The 17,067-nt window shown below is 68.4% G+C and carries 19 protein-coding genes and 1 riboswitch; of the genes, 1 reads left to right on the top strand and 18 read right to left on the bottom strand.

Going from position 1 to position 17,067, the window contains the following annotated elements:
* Positions 1–33 precede the first annotated feature (33 nt).
* The 16 genes from dprA to BLV63_RS08385 all read right to left on the bottom strand — a co-directional run bounded on the left by dprA (position 34) and on the right by BLV63_RS08385 (position 12,899).
* Positions 34–1,233, bottom strand: a complete 1,200-nt coding sequence (dprA, locus tag BLV63_RS08460; RefSeq protein WP_066210702.1) for a DNA-processing protein DprA — start codon at positions 1,231–1,233, stop codon at positions 34–36.
* Positions 1,230–2,783 carry a YifB family Mg chelatase-like AAA ATPase gene (locus BLV63_RS08455; RefSeq protein ID WP_066210704.1) on the bottom strand — a complete coding sequence of 518 codons (1,554 nt, stop codon included), beginning with the start codon at positions 2,781–2,783 and terminating at the stop codon, positions 1,230–1,232. Before BLV63_RS08455 ends, dprA begins: the two co-directional genes overlap by 4 nt.
* Entirely contained in the window at positions 2,783–3,139 is a 357-nt protein-coding gene (locus BLV63_RS08450) for a YraN family protein (RefSeq protein WP_066211895.1), read from the bottom strand. Before BLV63_RS08450 ends, BLV63_RS08455 begins: the two co-directional genes overlap by 1 nt.
* Positions 3,140–3,284: 145 nt before the next feature.
* Positions 3,285–4,580 (bottom strand): MFS transporter, encoded by a 1,296-nt coding sequence (locus BLV63_RS08445; protein WP_066210707.1) that lies wholly within the window; start codon positions 4,578–4,580, stop codon positions 3,285–3,287.
* Between the two features lie 21 nt (positions 4,581–4,601).
* On the bottom strand, positions 4,602–4,928 hold the full coding sequence (locus tag BLV63_RS08440; RefSeq protein WP_066210710.1) for a DUF2469 domain-containing protein: 327 nt from the start codon (positions 4,926–4,928) through the stop codon (positions 4,602–4,604).
* 61 nt (positions 4,929–4,989) lie between these two features.
* A complete protein-coding gene (gene rnhB, locus BLV63_RS08435) occupies positions 4,990–5,742 on the bottom strand; it encodes a ribonuclease HII (RefSeq protein ID WP_066210712.1) in 753 nt (250 codons plus the stop codon).
* A 3-nt stretch (positions 5,743–5,745) separates the two neighbouring features.
* Positions 5,746–6,564: a signal peptidase I gene (gene lepB, locus BLV63_RS08430; protein WP_074784164.1), complete on the bottom strand. Its 819-nt coding sequence runs from the start codon at positions 6,562–6,564 to the stop codon at positions 5,746–5,748.
* Positions 6,565–6,583: 19 nt separating this feature from the next.
* Positions 6,584–7,240, bottom strand: coding sequence for a signal peptidase I (gene lepB, locus BLV63_RS08425; protein ID WP_066210714.1), 657 nt, complete (start codon positions 7,238–7,240; stop codon positions 6,584–6,586).
* Positions 7,241–7,294: 54 nt separating this feature from the next.
* Positions 7,295–7,654: a 50S ribosomal protein L19 gene (rplS, locus tag BLV63_RS08420; RefSeq protein WP_066210717.1), complete on the bottom strand. Its 360-nt coding sequence runs from the start codon at positions 7,652–7,654 to the stop codon at positions 7,295–7,297.
* 261 nt (positions 7,655–7,915) lie between these two features.
* A complete protein-coding gene (gene trmD / locus BLV63_RS08415) occupies positions 7,916–8,725 on the bottom strand; it encodes a tRNA (guanosine(37)-N1)-methyltransferase TrmD (RefSeq protein ID WP_066210719.1) in 810 nt (269 codons plus the stop codon).
* A 3-nt stretch (positions 8,726–8,728) separates the two neighbouring features.
* Positions 8,729–9,277, bottom strand: a complete 549-nt coding sequence (gene rimM / locus BLV63_RS08410) for a ribosome maturation factor RimM (protein WP_066210721.1) — start codon at positions 9,275–9,277, stop codon at positions 8,729–8,731.
* Positions 9,278–9,430: 153 nt separating this feature from the next.
* Entirely contained in the window at positions 9,431–9,673 is a 243-nt protein-coding gene (locus BLV63_RS08405; protein WP_066210723.1) for an RNA-binding protein, read from the bottom strand.
* Positions 9,674–10,087, bottom strand: a complete 414-nt coding sequence (rpsP, locus tag BLV63_RS08400) for a 30S ribosomal protein S16 (protein WP_066210725.1) — start codon at positions 10,085–10,087, stop codon at positions 9,674–9,676. It abuts the gene before it with no gap.
* 259 nt (positions 10,088–10,346) lie between these two features.
* Complete coding sequence (locus BLV63_RS08395) at positions 10,347–10,793, bottom strand: hypothetical protein (RefSeq protein WP_066210728.1); 447 nt, start codon at positions 10,791–10,793, stop codon at positions 10,347–10,349.
* 72 nt (positions 10,794–10,865) lie between these two features.
* Positions 10,866–11,744: a VOC family protein gene (locus BLV63_RS08390; protein ID WP_066210730.1), complete on the bottom strand. Its 879-nt coding sequence runs from the start codon at positions 11,742–11,744 to the stop codon at positions 10,866–10,868.
* 27 nt (positions 11,745–11,771) lie between these two features.
* Positions 11,772–12,899 carry an amidohydrolase family protein gene (locus BLV63_RS08385; protein ID WP_066211897.1) on the bottom strand — a complete coding sequence of 376 codons (1,128 nt, stop codon included), beginning with the start codon at positions 12,897–12,899 and terminating at the stop codon, positions 11,772–11,774.
* 102 nt (positions 12,900–13,001) lie between these two features.
* Positions 13,002–13,108, top strand: a riboswitch (TPP riboswitch).
* Here BLV63_RS08385 and thiC point away from each other — a divergent pair.
* The gene (thiC, locus tag BLV63_RS08380; RefSeq protein WP_066210732.1) at positions 13,102–14,874 is read left to right on the top strand and encodes a phosphomethylpyrimidine synthase ThiC; all 1,773 of its coding nucleotides are present in this window, start codon (positions 13,102–13,104) and stop codon (positions 14,872–14,874) included. (Overlaps the previous riboswitch by 7 nt.)
* A gap of 89 nt (positions 14,875–14,963) precedes the next feature.
* Here the strand turns inward: thiC and BLV63_RS08375 are convergent, their stop codons facing one another.
* Positions 14,964–15,473: an alpha/beta fold hydrolase gene (locus BLV63_RS08375; RefSeq protein ID WP_066210734.1), complete on the bottom strand. Its 510-nt coding sequence runs from the start codon at positions 15,471–15,473 to the stop codon at positions 14,964–14,966.
* A 3-nt stretch (positions 15,474–15,476) separates the two neighbouring features.
* Positions 15,477–17,048, bottom strand: coding sequence for a signal recognition particle protein (ffh, locus tag BLV63_RS08370; RefSeq protein ID WP_066210736.1), 1,572 nt, complete (start codon positions 17,046–17,048; stop codon positions 15,477–15,479).
* Positions 17,049–17,067: the final 19 nt, after the last annotated feature.

The raw sequence follows: 17,067 nt of genomic DNA, 5'->3' as shown, positions 1-17,067 counted from the left end.
GCCGGATCGGGTGACCCACTCCCCTCCAATCTCTTATGCGGGATTTCTCGTCGGCCCTCGGCGCCAGAGCAGCCCGACCGACTCCGCCAGTCCGAGCACCTGGAGCCGCCCGAGCCCCGCACGGACCGCCAGGAGACTGAGTCCGGCGACCACGCAGAGCTTCTCCGGCGGGACCGGCGTTCTCAGCGGCAGGGCGTCCAGGAGGATCAGATCCTCAAGGGTCAATCCGTCCTGTATCGCCGCCTCCGCCCGATGCCGAACGTCGCCGCTCGGATCCGGTTCACCTCCCAGCAGTTCAAGAACCTCCTGAACGTCGGTGACGAGGACTGCCCCGCCGTCGCGCAGAAGACGGTGACAACCGGCGCTGTTCGCCGACAGCACGGAACCGGGAACAGCAGCGACGGGTCGTCCCAGGGCCTCGGCGTGGTGAGCCGTGTTCAGGGCTCCGGACCTCCACCGGGCCTCGACCACCACCGTCGCCCCGGCGAAAGCGGCGATCATCCTGTTCCGTTGAAGGAAGCGGTAGCGCGTGGGAGCCGCGCCGGGAGGGACCTCCGCCAGCACCAGGCCACGGCGGGCGACAGTCCTCAAGAGCTCGTCGTTACCGCTCGGGTAGAAGCGGTCCAGCCCACCCGCCATGAAGGCGACGGTCGGGGCCCGGCTTCCGCCCGGATCGGCGCCGGTCAAGGCCGCACGGTGCGCGTGCGCGTCGATCCCGTAAGCCCCGCCCGACACCACGGTGAAGCCCTTGCGGGCCAGCCCATGCGCGAGGTCGGCGCTGATCGTGGCTCCGTAGGCCGTCGAGTCACGCGACCCCACCACGGCCACTGCATGCGCGGCGCCCGGGAGCAGTGATGGGTTTCCTCGGTACCAGAGCCCGAGCGGAGCCTGAAGGCCCAGGTCTGAGAGCTGCTGGGGCCAGTGCTCGTCCGACGGGATCAGAAAGCCGCCCCCGAGCCGTTGCAGGACCATCAGGTCACGCTCGGGCGCCAGGGAAGGCACCCGGGGCCGCCACCGGCAGAAGGCCGCTCCGAGTCCCTTCCACGACGTGTTGCCTCCCTCCTCAGCCAGCAGTTCGTGGAGGGATTGCTCCAGGCCCGGATCCGGTTCTCCTCCGGACGTGATGACGGCGAGTGCCTCCTCCGGTCCCAGGACGGCAACCAGGGCGAGCCCGACCGCGTCCTGCGGCTCGAACAGCCGGGTGAGCGACGCGCGGGCGAGAAGTTCGCTCATGCCGCTGCCTCCGGCGACCTCAGGGCGAGGGCGAGCCCCACGTGGTCGCTGTTCGGCGTCGTCTCGCCTGCCAGATCGGCCAGCGTCCAGGCCAGACGCAGGACGCGGTCGTAGCCGCGGGCGCTGAGGGAACCTCGATCCATCGCCGCGTCGAGAATGCGCGTGGTGACACGATCCGGCCGCAGGCCGCCTCGCAGGATCTTTCCCGGAACCATCGAGTTGGTTTCCAAGCCGAAGCGTCCGAGGCGCTCCCTCTGCGCTTGCCGTGCCCGGCGGACCCGCTCCCTGACCACGGCGGTGTCTTCGTTCTCCCCTTGCGAGTCGAGGTCCAAGCGGCTGATCTTCTGCACGCCGAGCTGAATGTCGACGCGGTCCAGCAGAGGTCCAGAGAGTCGCCCGAAGTAGCGTCGACGCGCCAGTGGGGTGCACGTGCATTCCAGGCCCTTGCCGCTCGCCTTCCCGCAAGGGCAGGGGTTCGCCGCCAGAAGCAGCTGGAAACGGGAGGGGTAGGACGCGGAACCTCCGGCCCGATGGATCACGAGTTTTCCGTGTTCCAAAGGCTGCCGCAGCGCATCAAGGACCCGTCGTTCGTACTCCGGCGCCTCGTCCAGGAACAGCACCCCGCGGTGTGCTCGCGAGGCGGCGCCCGGCCGTGGCAGTCCCGCCCCGCCTCCGACGATCGCGGCGGACGTGGCCGTGTGATGGGGATTCTCAAATGGCGGCTGCCGGATGAGTTCGGTGCGCACCTCGCCCTGGGTGGCCAGCGAGTGGATGCTGGTCACTTCGAGGGCGGCCTCGTCGTCCAGAGGCGGCAGAAGTCCGGGCAGGCGTTCGGCCAACATGGTCTTTCCCGCACCCGGTGGGCCGACCATGAGCATGTGATGTGCCCCGGCCGCGGCGACCTCCAGCGCGAAGCGGGCCTCATGCTGCCCGGCGACGTCCGCCAGATCCGGCACGGGAACCGGGAGCTCCGCAGTCTCCCCCTTGCCCTCGGATTCGGCGGGATCGAAATCCAGGTTCAGCTCCTTCGGATCGGCGCCGAAGTCGAACACCAGCCGGGCGAAGGTCCGATACGAGGACACCTCCGCACCAGGCACCAAGCACGCTTCAGCAGCGTTCCCCTGAGCCACGACCACCCGCGGATGACCGGCCTTCACCGCAGCCGCGACCGCCGGCAACACGCCACGCACCGGACGAAGCCGACCATCCAGCCCCAGCTCCGCCAGAAACACGACGCCCTCCGTGCCTCGGATCTCACCATTGGCAGCGATCGACGCGACGGCGATGGCCAGATCGAATCCCGAACCGCGCTTCGGCAAGGATGCCGGGAACAGATTCACCGTGATCTTCCGACGGCTCAGCGGAATCCCGGAATTCGCAGCGCATGCCCGGATCCGGTCCCGGGACTCCGACAGCGCAGCATCCGGCAAGCCGAGAATGACGAACCCCGGAAGCGTGTTCCCGATATCGGCCTCGACCTCCACCACCCGGCCCTCCAAACCGTTGAGCGCCACGGACAGGCACCTCCCGACCCCGTTCCGGCCCGCCATCAGCCGATCCCTTTCAGGTGCTCGATGACAGGTTCCTCGCCCCGCACGGCGATGACGGCGATCGCATCCAGCCTGCGGCGCGGAAGGCGCAGCCCTCGCTCCCTGATCCAGCGGCACGCCAGAAGATGCAACCGCGCCAGTTTCGGCGGGGTCACCGCCTCAAAGGGATGCCCATAGTCCAGGCTGCTTCTGGTCTTGACCTCGGCCACCACCAGGGTGTCGCCGTCGACGGCCACGATGTCCAGCTCACCCGCAGCGCACCGCCAGTTCTGCTCCACCACCCGGATCCCCTGGTCCTCCAAGAAATCCGCGGCAAGCTCCTCGCCCCGCTGCCCGAGCACGTCCTTCGCTCTCATGTCCCTCACCTCCACACCCAGTCTCGAGGCACGGAATAAAAGGGCAGACGAGTGGATCAGCGTATGTGGACAAACGCGAAAGCACCCCATCCCCAAGGCACCGCGGGCGGCTCACGACGCCACCGAACCCCTCGAATGGGGCCGCTCAGTTCTCCCGCAGGGAGGCGACAGCCCCAGGCGCGGGCTCCCCCATGTCCCGGCCACGGAACAGCAGCAGCGCCCCACCGAGCACGGTGACGGCACCACCGAGGCACACGGCCCACGGAACCAGTGAGTCACCGGCACCCGGAAGGGCGAACAGCAGGGACACGACGGCCGCGGCCACGAGAGAACTGAGCGCTGCGACGGACGCGGTCGTCGAGACGACCCGCCCGGTGAGCTCCGGCGGTGCGGCTTCCAGGAGGATGGGTGACTGCACCACGGCGTAGAGGCTGAACACGAACCCGCTCGCGAACATGAGCCCGAAGGACACGACATGATCCGGCGTCCACGCCAGCAGTGCGTAACTGATCCCCAGCGCGCCGAGGCTCGCCGCGAAGAGCCGATGGAGATCACCGCGGTTCACCAGCCGGTGAGCGGCCACCGCCCCCACGAAACCGCCCACCCCGAACAGGGACGAGCCGATCCCGTAGTCGATGAGAGTGCCGCCCTTCGTGTCCACCCAGAGCAGGACCAGGGCCACATTGTTGACTCCCAGCGGCACGCCGTACAGCACCGATCCGAGCAGCACGACCCGGAGCCGGCGCACCGTCCACGTGGCCTTCCAGCCCTCCACCAGGGCCGTGAGGAATCCCAGCCGGGTGCTCGGCGGCAGATCGTCCCCACGGCCGTTCCTGGAAAATCCGGCGAAGGCCAGCGCCGCGCCCACGGCGAACAGGCCGGTGATGAGGAGCAGACAGACTTCGAGCCCTGCAAGGCTGAAGGCGAACGGCCCCAGCGACGCGGCCACGATGCTCAGCCCGGTGAGCACGGTCATCGAAAGGCTCGACGCGTGACCCCGCTGCTCCTGTGGCACGAACCGCTGCACGGCCTTGGCACGCGCCGCCGTGAACAGCTGATTCGCGGTGGAACAGGCGACGACCAGGGCGAAGAGGATCACCGCCACGACCGGCACCTCAGCCCGGCCCAGGGAAGCCCCGGCCACCGCCACCGCGGCGAGCCCTGCGCGGGCCGCCGTCGAGATCCTCAGCGAGAGCGCGGCGCCCAGGGAATCGGAGAAGACACCCATCGCGGCCGCGCCGAAGATCCTCGGGATCGTGGACAGCACCACATAGGACCCGAGGAGCAGGGAGCGCACGCCCGGATCGGCAGCCGTTGCGGCGACGATCCAGCAATACACCACGGATTCCAGCAGGAACTCCGCGAAGACGGTCGCCGACATCACCTGCAGGAGGCGGCGGAACCGGGGAATTCGCAGGACGGAACCGCGCGCGTCACTCACGTCGGCCCGCCCACGGGGAGATCAGTTGCCCAGGTCTTCGGGCTGCGGCAGCCCCAGATCATCGTTGCGGGGCAGTTCCTCGACGTTGACGTCCTTGAACGTGATGACGCGGACGTTCTTCACGAAGCGGGCCGTGCGGTAGACGTCCCACACCCAGGCGTCGGTGAGCTTCAGGTCGAAATAGACCTCACCGTCGGCACTGCGCGCCTGCAGATCCACGTGGTTCGCCAGATAGAAGCGCCGTTCGGTTTCCACGACGTAGCTGAAAAGCCCCACCACATCCCGGTACTCCCGGTACAGCTGGAGTTCCATCTCCGTCTCGTAGTTCTCAAGATCCTCGGCACTCATGCCTCCATCTTCCCCCAGGTGGGACGCGAGTGCACACCGGCTCGTGGGCGGGCCGTCAGCCTCAGAGGAGTTTCCAGCTCCTGCGGTGATGATCGCACGGCCCGAGCTGCCGGATCGCGTCCTTGTGCGCGGCGGTGCCATACCCCTTGTTGACGTCCCAGCCGAACGCCGGGTGCTCCTCGGCCAGCGCTGCCATGATGGCGTCGCGCTCGACCTTCGCCAGGATGCTCGCCGCCGCCACGCCCTGGCAATCCATGTCCGCCTTGATGCGCATGGTCACCGGGATGTCGCGGATGTCCACGGCGGGCGCGACGACGGCGGTCCCGCCGCCGCGGGAGCCTGCTGGGCCGCCGTCGTCGGCCGGGAGAGCCGTGCTCGCCAACGCGTCGGCGGCAGGCGCGAACTGGTCGAAAAGGGACTCCTCCGGCCTCTGGAGCCAGTTGTGCTTGCCGTCCAGCAGGACGGCGTCCGCCCGCCCGCCCGCGGCCACGACACCATGCCAGGCACGCTGCGCGGCGAGAGCCAGAGCCTCGACGATCCCGAAAGAGTCGATCTCGGCCGCTTCGGCGTGTCCGACGGCGCAGAACGCGGCCCACTCGCGGACGACGGGCGCGAGTTCCTCGCGGCGCGCCGCCTTGAGCAGCTTCGAATCCCGCACGTCCGGCAGCTCGACGAGGGCTGTGAGGTCAAGGACGGTCAGCCCGACGCTCACCGGTCCGGCCAGGGCTCCACGGCCCACCTCGTCAAGGCAGGCGAGGTACCGGACGGACGGCCCGGCCAGTGACCGTTCCAGGTCGAGGGTGGGAGCGGGCATCGGCTACTCCCCCGAGTGCGTGGTGCCCGCGGACGCGCCCTGGTCCGGGTGGCTGTCCTCGGCCGCCTTGGACGGGGCGGGGACGTCCTTGAACACGTCGGGGTAGTTGTCCAGCACGGACATCCGGTTCAGCGGCAGCACGATCACCGCGGCACGGCCCTGGACGTCCTTGATGTCGACGAATCCGCTGCCCGGACCTTCGACATGAGCACGGGAGTCGGCGGAGTCGTTCCGGTTGTCTCCCATGACCCAGATCTTGCCCTCGGGCACGACCACGTCGAAGGGCTTCACCACGGGGGTGCTGTCCGGGTTGATGTACTTCTCGTTCAGGCTCGTGCCGTTGATCTGGATCCGCCCCTGGGCGTCGCAACAGACCACGTGATCGCCGGGCAAGCCGATGAGCCGCTTGACCAGGTACTGCTTGGTGTCGTCCGGCTGGAGACCGAGGAAGACCAGGACGTCGCCCACCCAGGCGAGCGGTCCGCGGTTCTCCACCGGGGCGGGCGGCAGCCAGCCCTTGGTGTCGCGGAAGACGACCACGTCGCCGCGTTCCAGGGCGATCGGATTGGGCACCAGGCGGTTGACGAAGATCCGGTCATCGACTTCGAGGGTGTGGACCATCGAGGGGCTCGGCACGAAGAAGGCCTGGAACAGGAACGTCTTGATGAGGAAGGACAGCAGCACCGCGGCGGCGACGATGCCACCGATCTCTTTGACGAAGGACAGCAGCGGGTGGTCCTTCTTCCGTTGCTGTGCGCGGCTCTTGCGATCCTGCGGAGCCTCTTCAGGCTGGGGTTCCGGTTCGGGAAGGTGTGCTCCCAATGCCGTCCTTCCGTTCAGGTCACGGGCCAGTTGCCGGTGACGGAATCTGTCCAAATCTATCAAGAGGCCACACGATGCTCTCCGCCCGTCCGATGACACGGCCGAGCGCGATCATGCCGCCGCCCGGAGCCCCGAGCAGCGACCGCGAGTCGCGGGACACGGAGCGGTGGTCGCCCATGACCCACAGACGATCCTCCGGCACTTTCACGTCGAACGTGAAGTCACTCGCCGTGTCACCAGGAAACAGATAGCTTTCCTTCAGGGGCTTCCCGTTCACCTCGAGCTTGCCGTCCACGGTGCAGCAGCGCACCCGGTCCCCGCCCACGCCGATGACGCGCTTCACATACACGGTGTCGTGCCCGATCACGCCGAGCCACTGCCCGATAGACGTGAACGCATCCATGACGGGACCCCGCCCGCTCTCCGCAGGGTCCAGCGAGCCGCGTCCATCGAAGACGACGAGGTCACCACGTTGAGGCGAACCGCTCTGGAAGGCCGTGCGGGACACGGCGATCCGGTCGCCCTCCTGCAGCAGCGGCTCCATGGAGGCGGAGGGGATGTAATACACATCCACCCACAGGGCCCGGACGCAGGAGACCAGAAGGATCGCGAGAACGACCCCGGAAGCGACAAAACGCCAGCCCCGCGGAGGGTTCTGGCGTTTTGTCGTCTTCATGCGAAGGAAGATCCCAGGAGCGTCCTGCCGGAGCGGAGACGCGGTCCTGACGACTTACTTGGCGTTGCTGAAGTCGCGCTTTTCCTTGATCTTCGCAGCCTTGCCGCGGAGCTTGCGCATGTAGTACAGCTTGGCGCGACGCACGTCACCACGGGTGACGAGCTCGATCTTCTCGATGATCGGGGAGTGCACCGGGAAGGTACGCTCCACGCCGACACCGAAGGAGACCTTGCGGACCGTGAAGGTCTCGCGCACGCCGGCGCCCTGACGACCCATGACGAAGCCCTGGAAGACCTGAACACGGCTGTTCTTGCCTTCGATGATGTTAACGTGCACCTTCAGGGTGTCGCCGGGGCGGAAGTCGGGGACATCGTTGCGCAGCGACGCTGCATCGATGGAATCGAGGATGTTCATATCCATACTCCTGGCGGGCGCCACAGGTCATCCGCTTGGGTAGCCAGCGCCGCGACGGCCGAGGCCGGGCACGGTGCTGAAGTTGCAAGCCGCGGTCCCCTTGTGGGTTCCGCGGTGGTCCTCTTGTTGACGGCACACCCCCTGTGGCAGGCGGCAGCCCAATGGACACCAAGAATCAATTTTGCCACAGCCGCGGGGGCGAGGCCAATCCGGCGATCGGCAAGGGGATCACTCCCCCGGCCGGCGTCAGCGCGCGGTGCGTCAGGCTCCGGCGTCGCCACTCTCGGGACGGAGCACCAGCCGGCCGTCGACGACGTCGTATCCCAGCGCCGAGAACGCCTCTCGGTCCGCGCGGGGCAGCTTCGCCGCGTCGAAGTCCGCGAGCAGGTCCGGCCTGCGTGCGGCCGTGCGAGCGTACTGCTGGTGACGGCGCCACTGGGCGATCTTGCCGTGGTTCCCGGACAGCAGGACCTCGGGGACCTCGTGGTCCCGCCAGGACGAGGGCTTGGTGTAGACGGGGTACTCCAGGAGGCCGTCGGAGTGCGATTCCTCCACGAGGGACTCGGCGTTCCCCACCACACCCGGCACCAGGCGGCCGATCGCTTCGACCATGGCCATGACGGCCACCTCGCCGCCGTTCAGCACATAGTCGCCGAGACTGACAGGCCGGACGTCGAAGCGCTCCTGCGCCCAGTCGATCACGCGCTCGTCGATGCCTTCGTACCGGCCGCAGGCGAAGACCAACTGCGGCTCCTCGGCCAGCTCGTACGCCATCGCCTGGGTGAAGCGCGCGCCCGCGGGCGACGGGACGATCAGGACCGGCTTGCCCTCCCGCGTCCCTTCGACCGGAAGAACCGATTCGAGCGCCTGGGCCCACGGCTCGGGCTTCATGACCATCCCCGCGCCGCCACCGTACGGGGTGTCGTCCACGGTGCGGTGCCGGTCGGTGGTGAAGTCACGGAGGTCGTGGACCTCGAGCGACAGGAGGCCGTCCTGGCGGGCCTTGCCGAGCAGCGAAAGCCCGAGCGGCTGCAGGTACTCCGGGAAGATGCTGATGACGTCGATGCGCATGGTTCAGGCCTCGTCGCCGGACGGGGCGGAGCCCTCCTGCTCGGCGTTCAGTTCCAGCAGTCCCGGCGGCGGGGTCAGCAGGACATAGCCCTCTTCGGGGTCGATCTCGGGAACGATCTCGTCCACGAACGGGATCAGCACGTCCCGGCCGTCGACGGTGCGGACGACCAGCAGGTCCTGGACCGGCATGGTGCGGAGTTCGGCGACGGTGCCGACCTTCTCGACTCCCACCCGGACCTCCAGGCCGAGCAGTTCGTGCTCGTACCAGCCCTCGTCCTCGCCGTCGTCCTCCAGTTCGTCACTGTCCACGAACAGATAGGTGCCGCGGAGCTCCTCGGCGCGGTTGCGGTCCCGGACGGCGTCGAAGCCGAGCAGGAGCGTGCCCTTGTTCCAGCGGGCACTGGTCACCGTGAGCGGGCCGTTGGCCGCGGGCTCGGTGACGAACTCGGCGCCGGGGACGAAGCGGCCTTCGGGGTCGTCCGTGAACAGTTCGACGGTGACTTCCCCACGGATGCCGTGCGGCCTGCCCAAGCGTGCAACCTGGAGCTGCATGTTCCACCTACCAATTCATGTCTGTCGATGGCGCCGGGAGCGCCGGGTTTACACCGTGAAGGTCTTCTGAGGATGTCATCTGACGGGAACGGCCCCTCCACCACGAGGGCGGAGGGGCCGTTCCGGCTTTAGCCTTGTCTTCGCAGGCCGGTTCTAACGACGGCGTTCGCCGTCGACGACGTCCACGCGGACGGGGCCACCCTCGGAGAGGGCGCCCACCACCGTGCGGAGCGCGCGTGCCGTACGGCCCTGACGGCCGATGACTCGGCCCAGGTCGTCGTCGTTCACACGAACCTCGAGGCTCTCTCCGCGGCGGCCGTTCTTGGCGGCGACGGAGACATCCTCGGGGCTGTCCACGATGCCGCGGACCAGGTGCTCAAGAACCTCGGGAAGCAACTACTCAGCCTCGGTGGTCTCGGCGGCTTCCTCGGAAGCCTCCTCAGCCTTCTTGGCCTTCGGGGTGATGGCTTCCGGCATGACGACGGAGTCGGTGGACGGAGCCACGAACGCCGGCTTGGCTTCCTTGGTCTTCAGGGTGCCCTCGGCGCCCGGGAGACCCTTGAACTTCTGCCAGTCACCGGTGATCTTGAGAAGGTTCAGAACCTGCTCGGTCGGCTGAGCGCCAACGGACAGCCAGTACTGAGCACGCTCAGAGTCGACCTCGATGTAGGAAGGCTGCTCGGTGGGGTGGTACTTGCCGATCTCCTCGATGGCACGGCCATCGCGGCGGGTGCGGGAATCCGCAACGACGATACGGTAGTACGGTGCGCGCATCTTGCCGAAGCGCTTGAGGCGAATCTTAACGGCCACTGTTGTGGTCACTCCTGTTTCTGAAACGGGGTTGAACCCAGCGTTCTGCTCCCGTGGGGCGGGCCATACTGGAGGGTTCGAAAGGAACATGATCATGCACGGGAAGAGGGGCCACGCAGATCAGGTACCCGTCCATTATGCCAGAGACGGCCAAGGGTGCCTAATGCGCCGCGCAGCGCACTGAACCGGCGTCCCGACAGCAGAATGGCGCGTGGGCGCCGGCCCCTCAGGGCCGGCGCCCACGCGCCATTCACGAACCTCAGGCCGAGTACAGGTACAGGCGGTTCCGGGACGAGGAATCGGTCCTGCCCGCGAGCGCAGACAGGGCGAGCAGGTACTGCTGCGCATCGCCGGCTGCGAACGGCACGTCCTCGTCGGCCGCCCACTGGACCGCCACGGACTGGAGCGCCGGGTCTTCACCGTCACTCTGGTAGCCGGGCAGTTCCTCCAGGACGCGGACGGCGGAGGCCGGGAAGGCGTACAGCTCGTCGACGGCGATGTCCGCCATCTCGAGTTCCTGTTCGCCCTGGGTGTGCACGGCCTGCGCGGCCAAGGAGCAGAGCTGCTCCACTTCGAAATCACTGATGCCGGGGATCCGGAGAGCAGACCCGTCAGGAGCCGCACCCCCGGACAAAGCCTTGGCCCGCTGCAGGGCCTCCTGGTGAGTGGCGATGAAGACCTCTACGAAAGCGTTCGACTGGCTCATGTCATCCTCGGGTTCGTCGGTGGCGCTGGGGATCCCGGTTCTCCAGGACGACTGGAGCCGGATGGCTTCAGGCTATCCCACCGCGACGCGCACCTGGTTGCGCCACGGGTCTTCGAAGCGCAATTCCGCACCGGTGTGGTGATGGCCCACCCCGGCGACGCGGAGACGGTCCGCGAGCGCCGCGACGTCGTCGTCCGCCGGGACCTGGAGGAGCACCTCGCCGAGGCCCAGCGTGTCCTTGCGAGGGCCGGCGCCGCGGCTGTTCCAGACGTTCATGGCCATGTGGTGGTGATAGCCGCCGGCCGAGACGAAGAGCGCGCTGTTCCCGATCTCGGCGGTGCGCTCGAAGCCCAGCGTGTCCACGTAGAAGCGCGCGGCAGTGGCGACATCGCCCACCTGCAGATGCACGTGCCCGACGTCGGCACGCGCCTGCCGCTGCTGCTGCAACGCCGCTTCGCTCAGGTGCTCGCCGAGGTAGCCGTTGGGATCCAGCGGCAGGGAGTCCATGACGACGGTGCTCCCGTCCCAGGACCATTCGCTGCGCGGGCGGTCGTAGTACAGCTCGATGCCGTTGCCCTCGGGATCGCCGAAGTAGAACGCCTGGCTGACGAGGTGGTCGGCGCTGCCCTGGAAGAGCCGGGCGTCATAGGACGCGGCAGTGGCCAGCGTGGCGGCGAGGGAGGCCTGGTCCTCGAAGAGGAGCGCAGTGTGGAAGAGCCCGGCCTCACCCCGGCCCGGGAGCTGCAGTCCGGCCGCCGGCTCCAGGTGGACGAGGGCGGAGTCGCCACGTCCGAGGTAGAGGCCGCCGTCCTGCTCCGCGACGACCTCGAGGCCGAGCGCGCGCTGGTAATAGTCGCTCATGAGGTTCATGTCGGCGACCTTGAGCATGACGGTCCCCATGCTCAGATCGGCGGGGAGAAGGTCCTGGGACTGCGGGAGCGAAGTGTTCATACCTCCTAAATTACTTGAAGCTTCAATTTATTCCATACCGCTGGGGCGCTTCTCCCCGGGCAGGTCACCGTTCAGCACCACACGGCGGGGCGCCGCCAGCGTGCCAAGATTCCTCCGCGGGTCCTGCGCGTACAGCACCACATCGGCCGGAGCGCCTTCCTCGAGGTTCTCCGCTCCGAGCCACTCGCGGGCGGACCAGCACGCGGCGTCGAGAGCCACCACCGACGGCAGCCCCGCCCGATGGAGCTCCGCGACCTCGTCCGCGATGCGGCCGTGCGCGATCACGCTGCCGGCATCCGTGCCTGCGAAGACCTGCACCCCGGCGGCGTAGGCGCGGGCCACATTCTCGTACCGCCCCTCCCAGAGAGCGTGCATATGAGCCGCATAGACCGGGAACTTCGGCTCGGCCTGGGCGACGATGTCCGGGAAGGTGGCGATGTTGATGAGGGTGGGAACGATCGGGATGTTCGCCTCCGCGAGCCGGGGCAGGTGTTCGGGCTGAAGGCCCGTCGCGTGTTCGATGCAGTCGATCCCGGCGGCGATGACATCGTCCAGGACCTCCTCGCCGAAGCAGTGGGCCGTGACCCGGGCGCCTTCCTCGTGGGCCGCGGCGATCGCCTCCGCGACCAGCTCGGCGGGGAAGGACGGGCGGAGGTCGCCGGCGTCGCGGTCGATCCAGTCCCCCACCAGCTTCACCCAGCCCCGCGGGTCAGCGGCCACGGAAAGGCGAGCCTGTTCGCGGACGGTTTCCACGAGGTCCCGGTCCTCGACCTCGAGGGCCAGACCGCGGAGGTAGCGGCGGGACGCGGCGACGTGGCGGGCCGCCCGGATGATGCGCGGTGCGTCCGCACGGCCGGTGAGCCAGCGTGTGTCCGCAGGGGACCCGGCGTCGCGCACCAGAAGAGTGCCGGCGGCCAGATCGGCGCGTGCCTGCGCCAGCGAGGTGGCTTCATCCGCGGCGCCGCCCTCGACCAGCCCGATATGGCAATGCGCGTCCACCAGACCCGGAACCACCCAGCCGTCCAGCGTGAGGTCCGGCTCCACGGTGGGCATCCTGAACGTCAGGCGCCCGTCGACGGACCAGAGCCCGAGCGCTTCGTCGTCCGGCCCCAGCAGAACGGGGCCCGTGAACTCGATGACTGGGTGACGTCGCATGTCCGGCATGGTTTCAAGCGTAGGTCAGTGAGCCTGCGAGCGGGAGATGACGGTCGCAGTCCGGGCGTTGCGGACCGCCCCGTCCGGACCGTGCTACGGTGTTCGCGACCACACGGGTGTCCCAGGAGGGGCTGAGATCGGACTGACACTGTCCGGACCGTAGAACCTGACCGGGTAATGCCGGCGAAGGAAGTGAGTACCGATGAAATCCTTGCAGCAATCCCCTGCCCACAGCCTGGAATTCCTCACGGGAGATGACGGCATCGCCGTGCCCGTGACGAGCATCCAGCTGGACGACTCCCCCGACGGGACGGCCAACGCCCCGTTCCAGGCGTACCGGACGGTGGGGCCGGGCAGCGAACCCGAGCATGGCCTTCCGGACCTCCGTGCCGGCTGGATACGATCCCGCGGCGACGTCGAAGAGTATGAGGGGCGTCAGCGTGATCTGCTCGACGACGGCCGCTCGGCCGCACGCCGTGGCGCCGCCTCCGAGGAATGGAAAGGCGCGCAGCGCCCGCCGCTGAAAGCACGGCCCGGCCGGCGGGTTACTCAGATGCACTACGCCCGCGCCGGGATCGTGACCCCGGAGATGCGGTTCGTGGCACTCCGCGAGAACTGCCCGGTGGAACTCGTCCGTTCCGAACTCGCCGCGGGCCGCGCGATCATCCCGGCCAACATCAACCACCCGGAGTCCGAGCCGATGATCATCGGCAAGGCCTTCCTGGTCAAGATCAACGCCAACATCGGAAACTCGGCCGTGACAAGCTCCATCGCCGAAGAGGTGGACAAACTCCACTGGGCCACCCTGTGGGGTGCGGACACGGTCATGGACCTCTCCACCGGGGACGACATCCACACCACGCGCGAGTGGATCCTGCGGAACTCCCCCGTGCCGATCGGGACCGTGCCCATCTACCAGGCACTCGAGAAGGTCAACGGCGACGCCTCGGCCCTCACCTGGGAGGTCTTCCGGGACACCGTGATCGAACAGTGCGAGCAGGGCGTGGACTACATGACCATCCACGCCGGCGTGCTCCTGCGGTACGTGCCGCTCACGGCGGACCGCGTCACGGGCATCGTCTCCCGCGGCGGCTCCATCATGGCCGGCTGGTGCCTGGCGCACCATCGGGAGAACTTCCTCTACACGCACTTCGACGAACTCTGCGAGATCTTCGCGCAGTACGACGTCGCCTTCTCCCTGGGCGACGGCCTGCGGCCCGGCTCGACGGCGGACGCCAACGACGCCGCACAGTTCGCCGAGCTGGACACGCTGGCCGAGCTCACCACGCGGGCGTGGGAGCACGACGTCCAAGTCATGGTCGAGGGCCCCGGGCACATCCCGTTCCACCTGGTCCGCGAGAACGTGGAACGCCAGCAGGACCTCTGCGACGGCGCCCCGTTCTACACGCTCGGCCCGCTCGTGACGGACGTCGCCCCAGGCTACGACCACATCACCTCGGCCATCGGCGCCACGGAGATCGCCCGCTACGGCACCGCCATGCTGTGTTACGTCACCCCCAAGGAGCATCTGGGGCTGCCGAACAAAGACGATGTGAAGACCGGCGTGATCACCTACAAGATCGCGGCCCACGCGGCGGACCTGGCCAAGGGCCACCCGGGAGCGCACGAACGGGACGACGCCCTGTCCAAGGCCCGGTTCGAGTTCCGCTGGAAGGACCAGTTCTCGCTGTCCCTCGACCCCGCCACGGCCGAGGCGTTCCATGACGAGACGCTGCCCGCCGAACCGGCCAAGACCGCGCACTTCTGTTCGATGTGCGGGCCGAAGTTCTGCTCCATGAAGATCTCCCAGGACATCCGGCGGGACTTCGGTTCGCGGGAAGCCCAGGAGGCCACGGTGGAGGAGGCCCTGGCTCAGGAGGCACTGGCCGGGATGGCGGCGAAGAGCCGGGAGTTCCGGTCCCAGGGCGGCAAGGTCTACGTGGAATCGATCCCGGTGGGCGCGCCCCAGGACTGAGCCGCACGAATGCGGGGTCACGTGGTGCCGGATGATCCGTCCGGAGCCGGCAGGATGTGACCCCGCAGTGCGTTTAGGCAGTGCGTCTCTCAGGCGGTGCGGCGGAGGAAGTCCTTGATCGCGGCCGCGCCCTCGGAGGAGTCCTGCGGCCGGTGCGCGCCCGGCGCCACGACGTGTTCCGCGCCGGACTCGGCCAGCAGGCGGGCCGTGCGTTCGTAGGCCGGTTCCCAGCCGCCCGACAGCACGAGCATCGGGACACCCGGGATGATCGCGCCCTCGGTCCCCTGGGGACGCGGGGCCGTGAGGTCCGGCAGCCACGGTTCGCACAGCACCAGGGCCCGCACCAGAGCGGGATGCTCGACGGCGGCCTGCACGGCCGCCGTCGCGCCCTCACCATGCGCCACGAGAACGGACGGCACGTCGGCGATCGTGCCGAGGACGGCCGCGGCGTCGAGCGCCCGACCGTCCGGCTGCTTCAGGAACAAGGCGTCGAACTCGAGCGCCAGACCGTGCTGCCGCGGCCAGGCGGCGGCCCCGGACGCGTCACGCCCGGGGACGAAAACCACCCGGGGCAGCGCGCCGGTGCTGTTCAGGACCAAACCCTATTTGCCCAGGAACTTCTCGAAGCCCTTGGGGAGCTCCATGGTGGACGGGTCGAAGTCCTGCGCCTGCTGCCCGAACGCCGCGCCGGACGGGGCGCGGTTCGCCTTCCGGGCCTCGGCCTCGCGCAGCTCCTGGGCGGCCTTCGCCGGGTTGCCCGAGCGGGCCTTCTTCTTGCCGGCGTTCTTCTTGGCCGCCTTGCGGGCCGTTCCGCCACCGGCGCCCATCGACATGCCGGGCATCCCCGGCATACCACCCTGCGCCATCTTCTTCATCATCTTCTGGGCCTGGCCGAAGCGCTCCAGGAGGCCGTTGACCTCGGACACGTGCACGCCGGAACCACGGGCGATGCGGGCGCGGCGCGAACCGTTGATGATCTTGGGGGCAACCCGCTCGTGCGGGGTCATGGAACGGACCATCGCTTCGACGCGGTCGATCTCGCGCTCGTCGAACTGCTCCAGCTGCTGACGCATGTTCTGCGCGCCCGGCATCATCATGAGCATCTTCTTCATCGAGCCCATCTTGCGGATCTGCTGCATCTGGGCGAGGAAGTCGTCGAAGGTGAAGTCCTCCTGATCGGCGAACTTCTTCGCCATCCGGGCGGCTTCGTCCTTGTCCCAGTTCTGCTCGGCCTGCTCGATGAGGGACAGGATGTCGCCCATGTCGAGGATGCGGGAGGCCATGCGGTCCGGGTGGAAGAGCTCGAAGTCGTCCACGCCTTCGCCCGTGGAGGCGAACATGACCGGCTTGCCGGTCACCGAGGCGACTGAGAGCGCGGCGCCACCTCGGGCGTCGCCGTCGAGCTTGGACAGCACGACGCCGGTGAAGTCGACGCCCTCGTGGAAGGCGTTGGCCGTGTTGACGGCATCCTGGCCGATCATCGCGTCGATGACGAACAGGACCTCGTCCGGGTTGATGGCCTGGCGGATGCGGCGCGCCTGGTCCATCATCTCGGCGTCCACGCCGAGGCGGCCGGCGGTGTCCACGATGACCACGTCGTGCAGCTTCTGGCGGGCCTCGGCCACGCCGGCCTCGGCGACGGCGACCGGATCGCCGGTGGGGACGTCGAACTCGCTGGTGGTGCCCGGGTGCGGCGCGAAGACCGGCACGCCGGCACGCTGACCGACGACCTGCAGCTGCGTCACGGCGTTGGGGCGCTGAAGGTCACACGCCACCAGCAGGGGGCTGTGGCCCTGGCCCTTGAGCCACTTGGAGAGCTTGCCGGCCAGAGTGGTCTTACCGGCGCCCTGGAGACCCGCGAGCATGATCACGGTGGGCGGGTTCTTGGCCAGGCGCAGGCGGCGCGTCTCGCCGCCCAGGATCGTGACGAGCTCCTCGTTGACGATCTTGACGATCTGCTGGCTCGGGTTCAGCGCAGCGGAGACCTCGGCGCCGAGGGCGCGCTCCTTCACGCGGGAGGCGAACTCACGCACCACGGGAACGGCGACGTCGGCATCCAGCAGGGCGCGACGGATCTCGCGGACGGTGGCATCGACGTCGGCCTCGCTCAGACGGCCTTTGCCGCGGAGGTTCTTGAACGTCGCTGTGAGCCGGTCAGAGAGTGAATTGAACACGCGCCGCGCACTTCTTTCG

Source organism: Arthrobacter woluwensis (assembly GCF_900105345.1).
Classification (GTDB): Bacteria; Actinomycetota; Actinomycetes; order Actinomycetales; family Micrococcaceae; genus Arthrobacter_E; species Arthrobacter_E woluwensis.
This window is presented reverse-complemented; position numbering and strand designations above follow the sequence as displayed.

What these genes read in the sequence shown, in the direction of transcription:
- BLV63_RS08455 (WP_066210704.1), bottom strand. Translation starts at nt 2,783, where the DNA reads ATGGCGGGCCGGAACGGGGTCGGGAGGTGCCTGTCCGTGGCGCTCAAC.
- dprA (WP_066210702.1), bottom strand. Translation starts at nt 1,233, where the DNA reads ATGAGCGAACTTCTCGCCCGCGCGTCGCTCACCCGGCTGTTCGAGCCG.
- BLV63_RS08385 (WP_066211897.1), bottom strand. Translation starts at nt 12,899, where the DNA reads ATGCGACGTCACCCAGTCATCGAGTTCACGGGCCCCGTTCTGCTGGGG.
- BLV63_RS08450 (WP_066211895.1), bottom strand. Translation starts at nt 3,139, where the DNA reads ATGAGAGCGAAGGACGTGCTCGGGCAGCGGGGCGAGGAGCTTGCCGCG.
- rplS (WP_066210717.1), bottom strand. Translation starts at nt 7,654, where the DNA reads ATGAACATCCTCGATTCCATCGATGCAGCGTCGCTGCGCAACGATGTC.
- thiC (WP_066210732.1), top strand. Translation starts at nt 13,102, where the DNA reads ATGAAATCCTTGCAGCAATCCCCTGCCCACAGCCTGGAATTCCTCACG.
- BLV63_RS08395 (WP_066210728.1), bottom strand. Translation starts at nt 10,793, where the DNA reads ATGAGCCAGTCGAACGCTTTCGTAGAGGTCTTCATCGCCACTCACCAG.
- rnhB (WP_066210712.1), bottom strand. Translation starts at nt 5,742, where the DNA reads ATGCCCGCTCCCACCCTCGACCTGGAACGGTCACTGGCCGGGCCGTCC.
- trmD (WP_066210719.1), bottom strand. Translation starts at nt 8,725, where the DNA reads ATGCGCATCGACGTCATCAGCATCTTCCCGGAGTACCTGCAGCCGCTC.
- BLV63_RS08440 (WP_066210710.1), bottom strand. Translation starts at nt 4,928, where the DNA reads ATGAGTGCCGAGGATCTTGAGAACTACGAGACGGAGATGGAACTCCAG.
- lepB (WP_066210714.1), bottom strand. Translation starts at nt 7,240, where the DNA reads ATGAAGACGACAAAACGCCAGAACCCTCCGCGGGGCTGGCGTTTTGTC.
- BLV63_RS08390 (WP_066210730.1), bottom strand. Translation starts at nt 11,744, where the DNA reads ATGAACACTTCGCTCCCGCAGTCCCAGGACCTTCTCCCCGCCGATCTG.
- rimM (WP_066210721.1), bottom strand. Translation starts at nt 9,277, where the DNA reads ATGCAGCTCCAGGTTGCACGCTTGGGCAGGCCGCACGGCATCCGTGGG.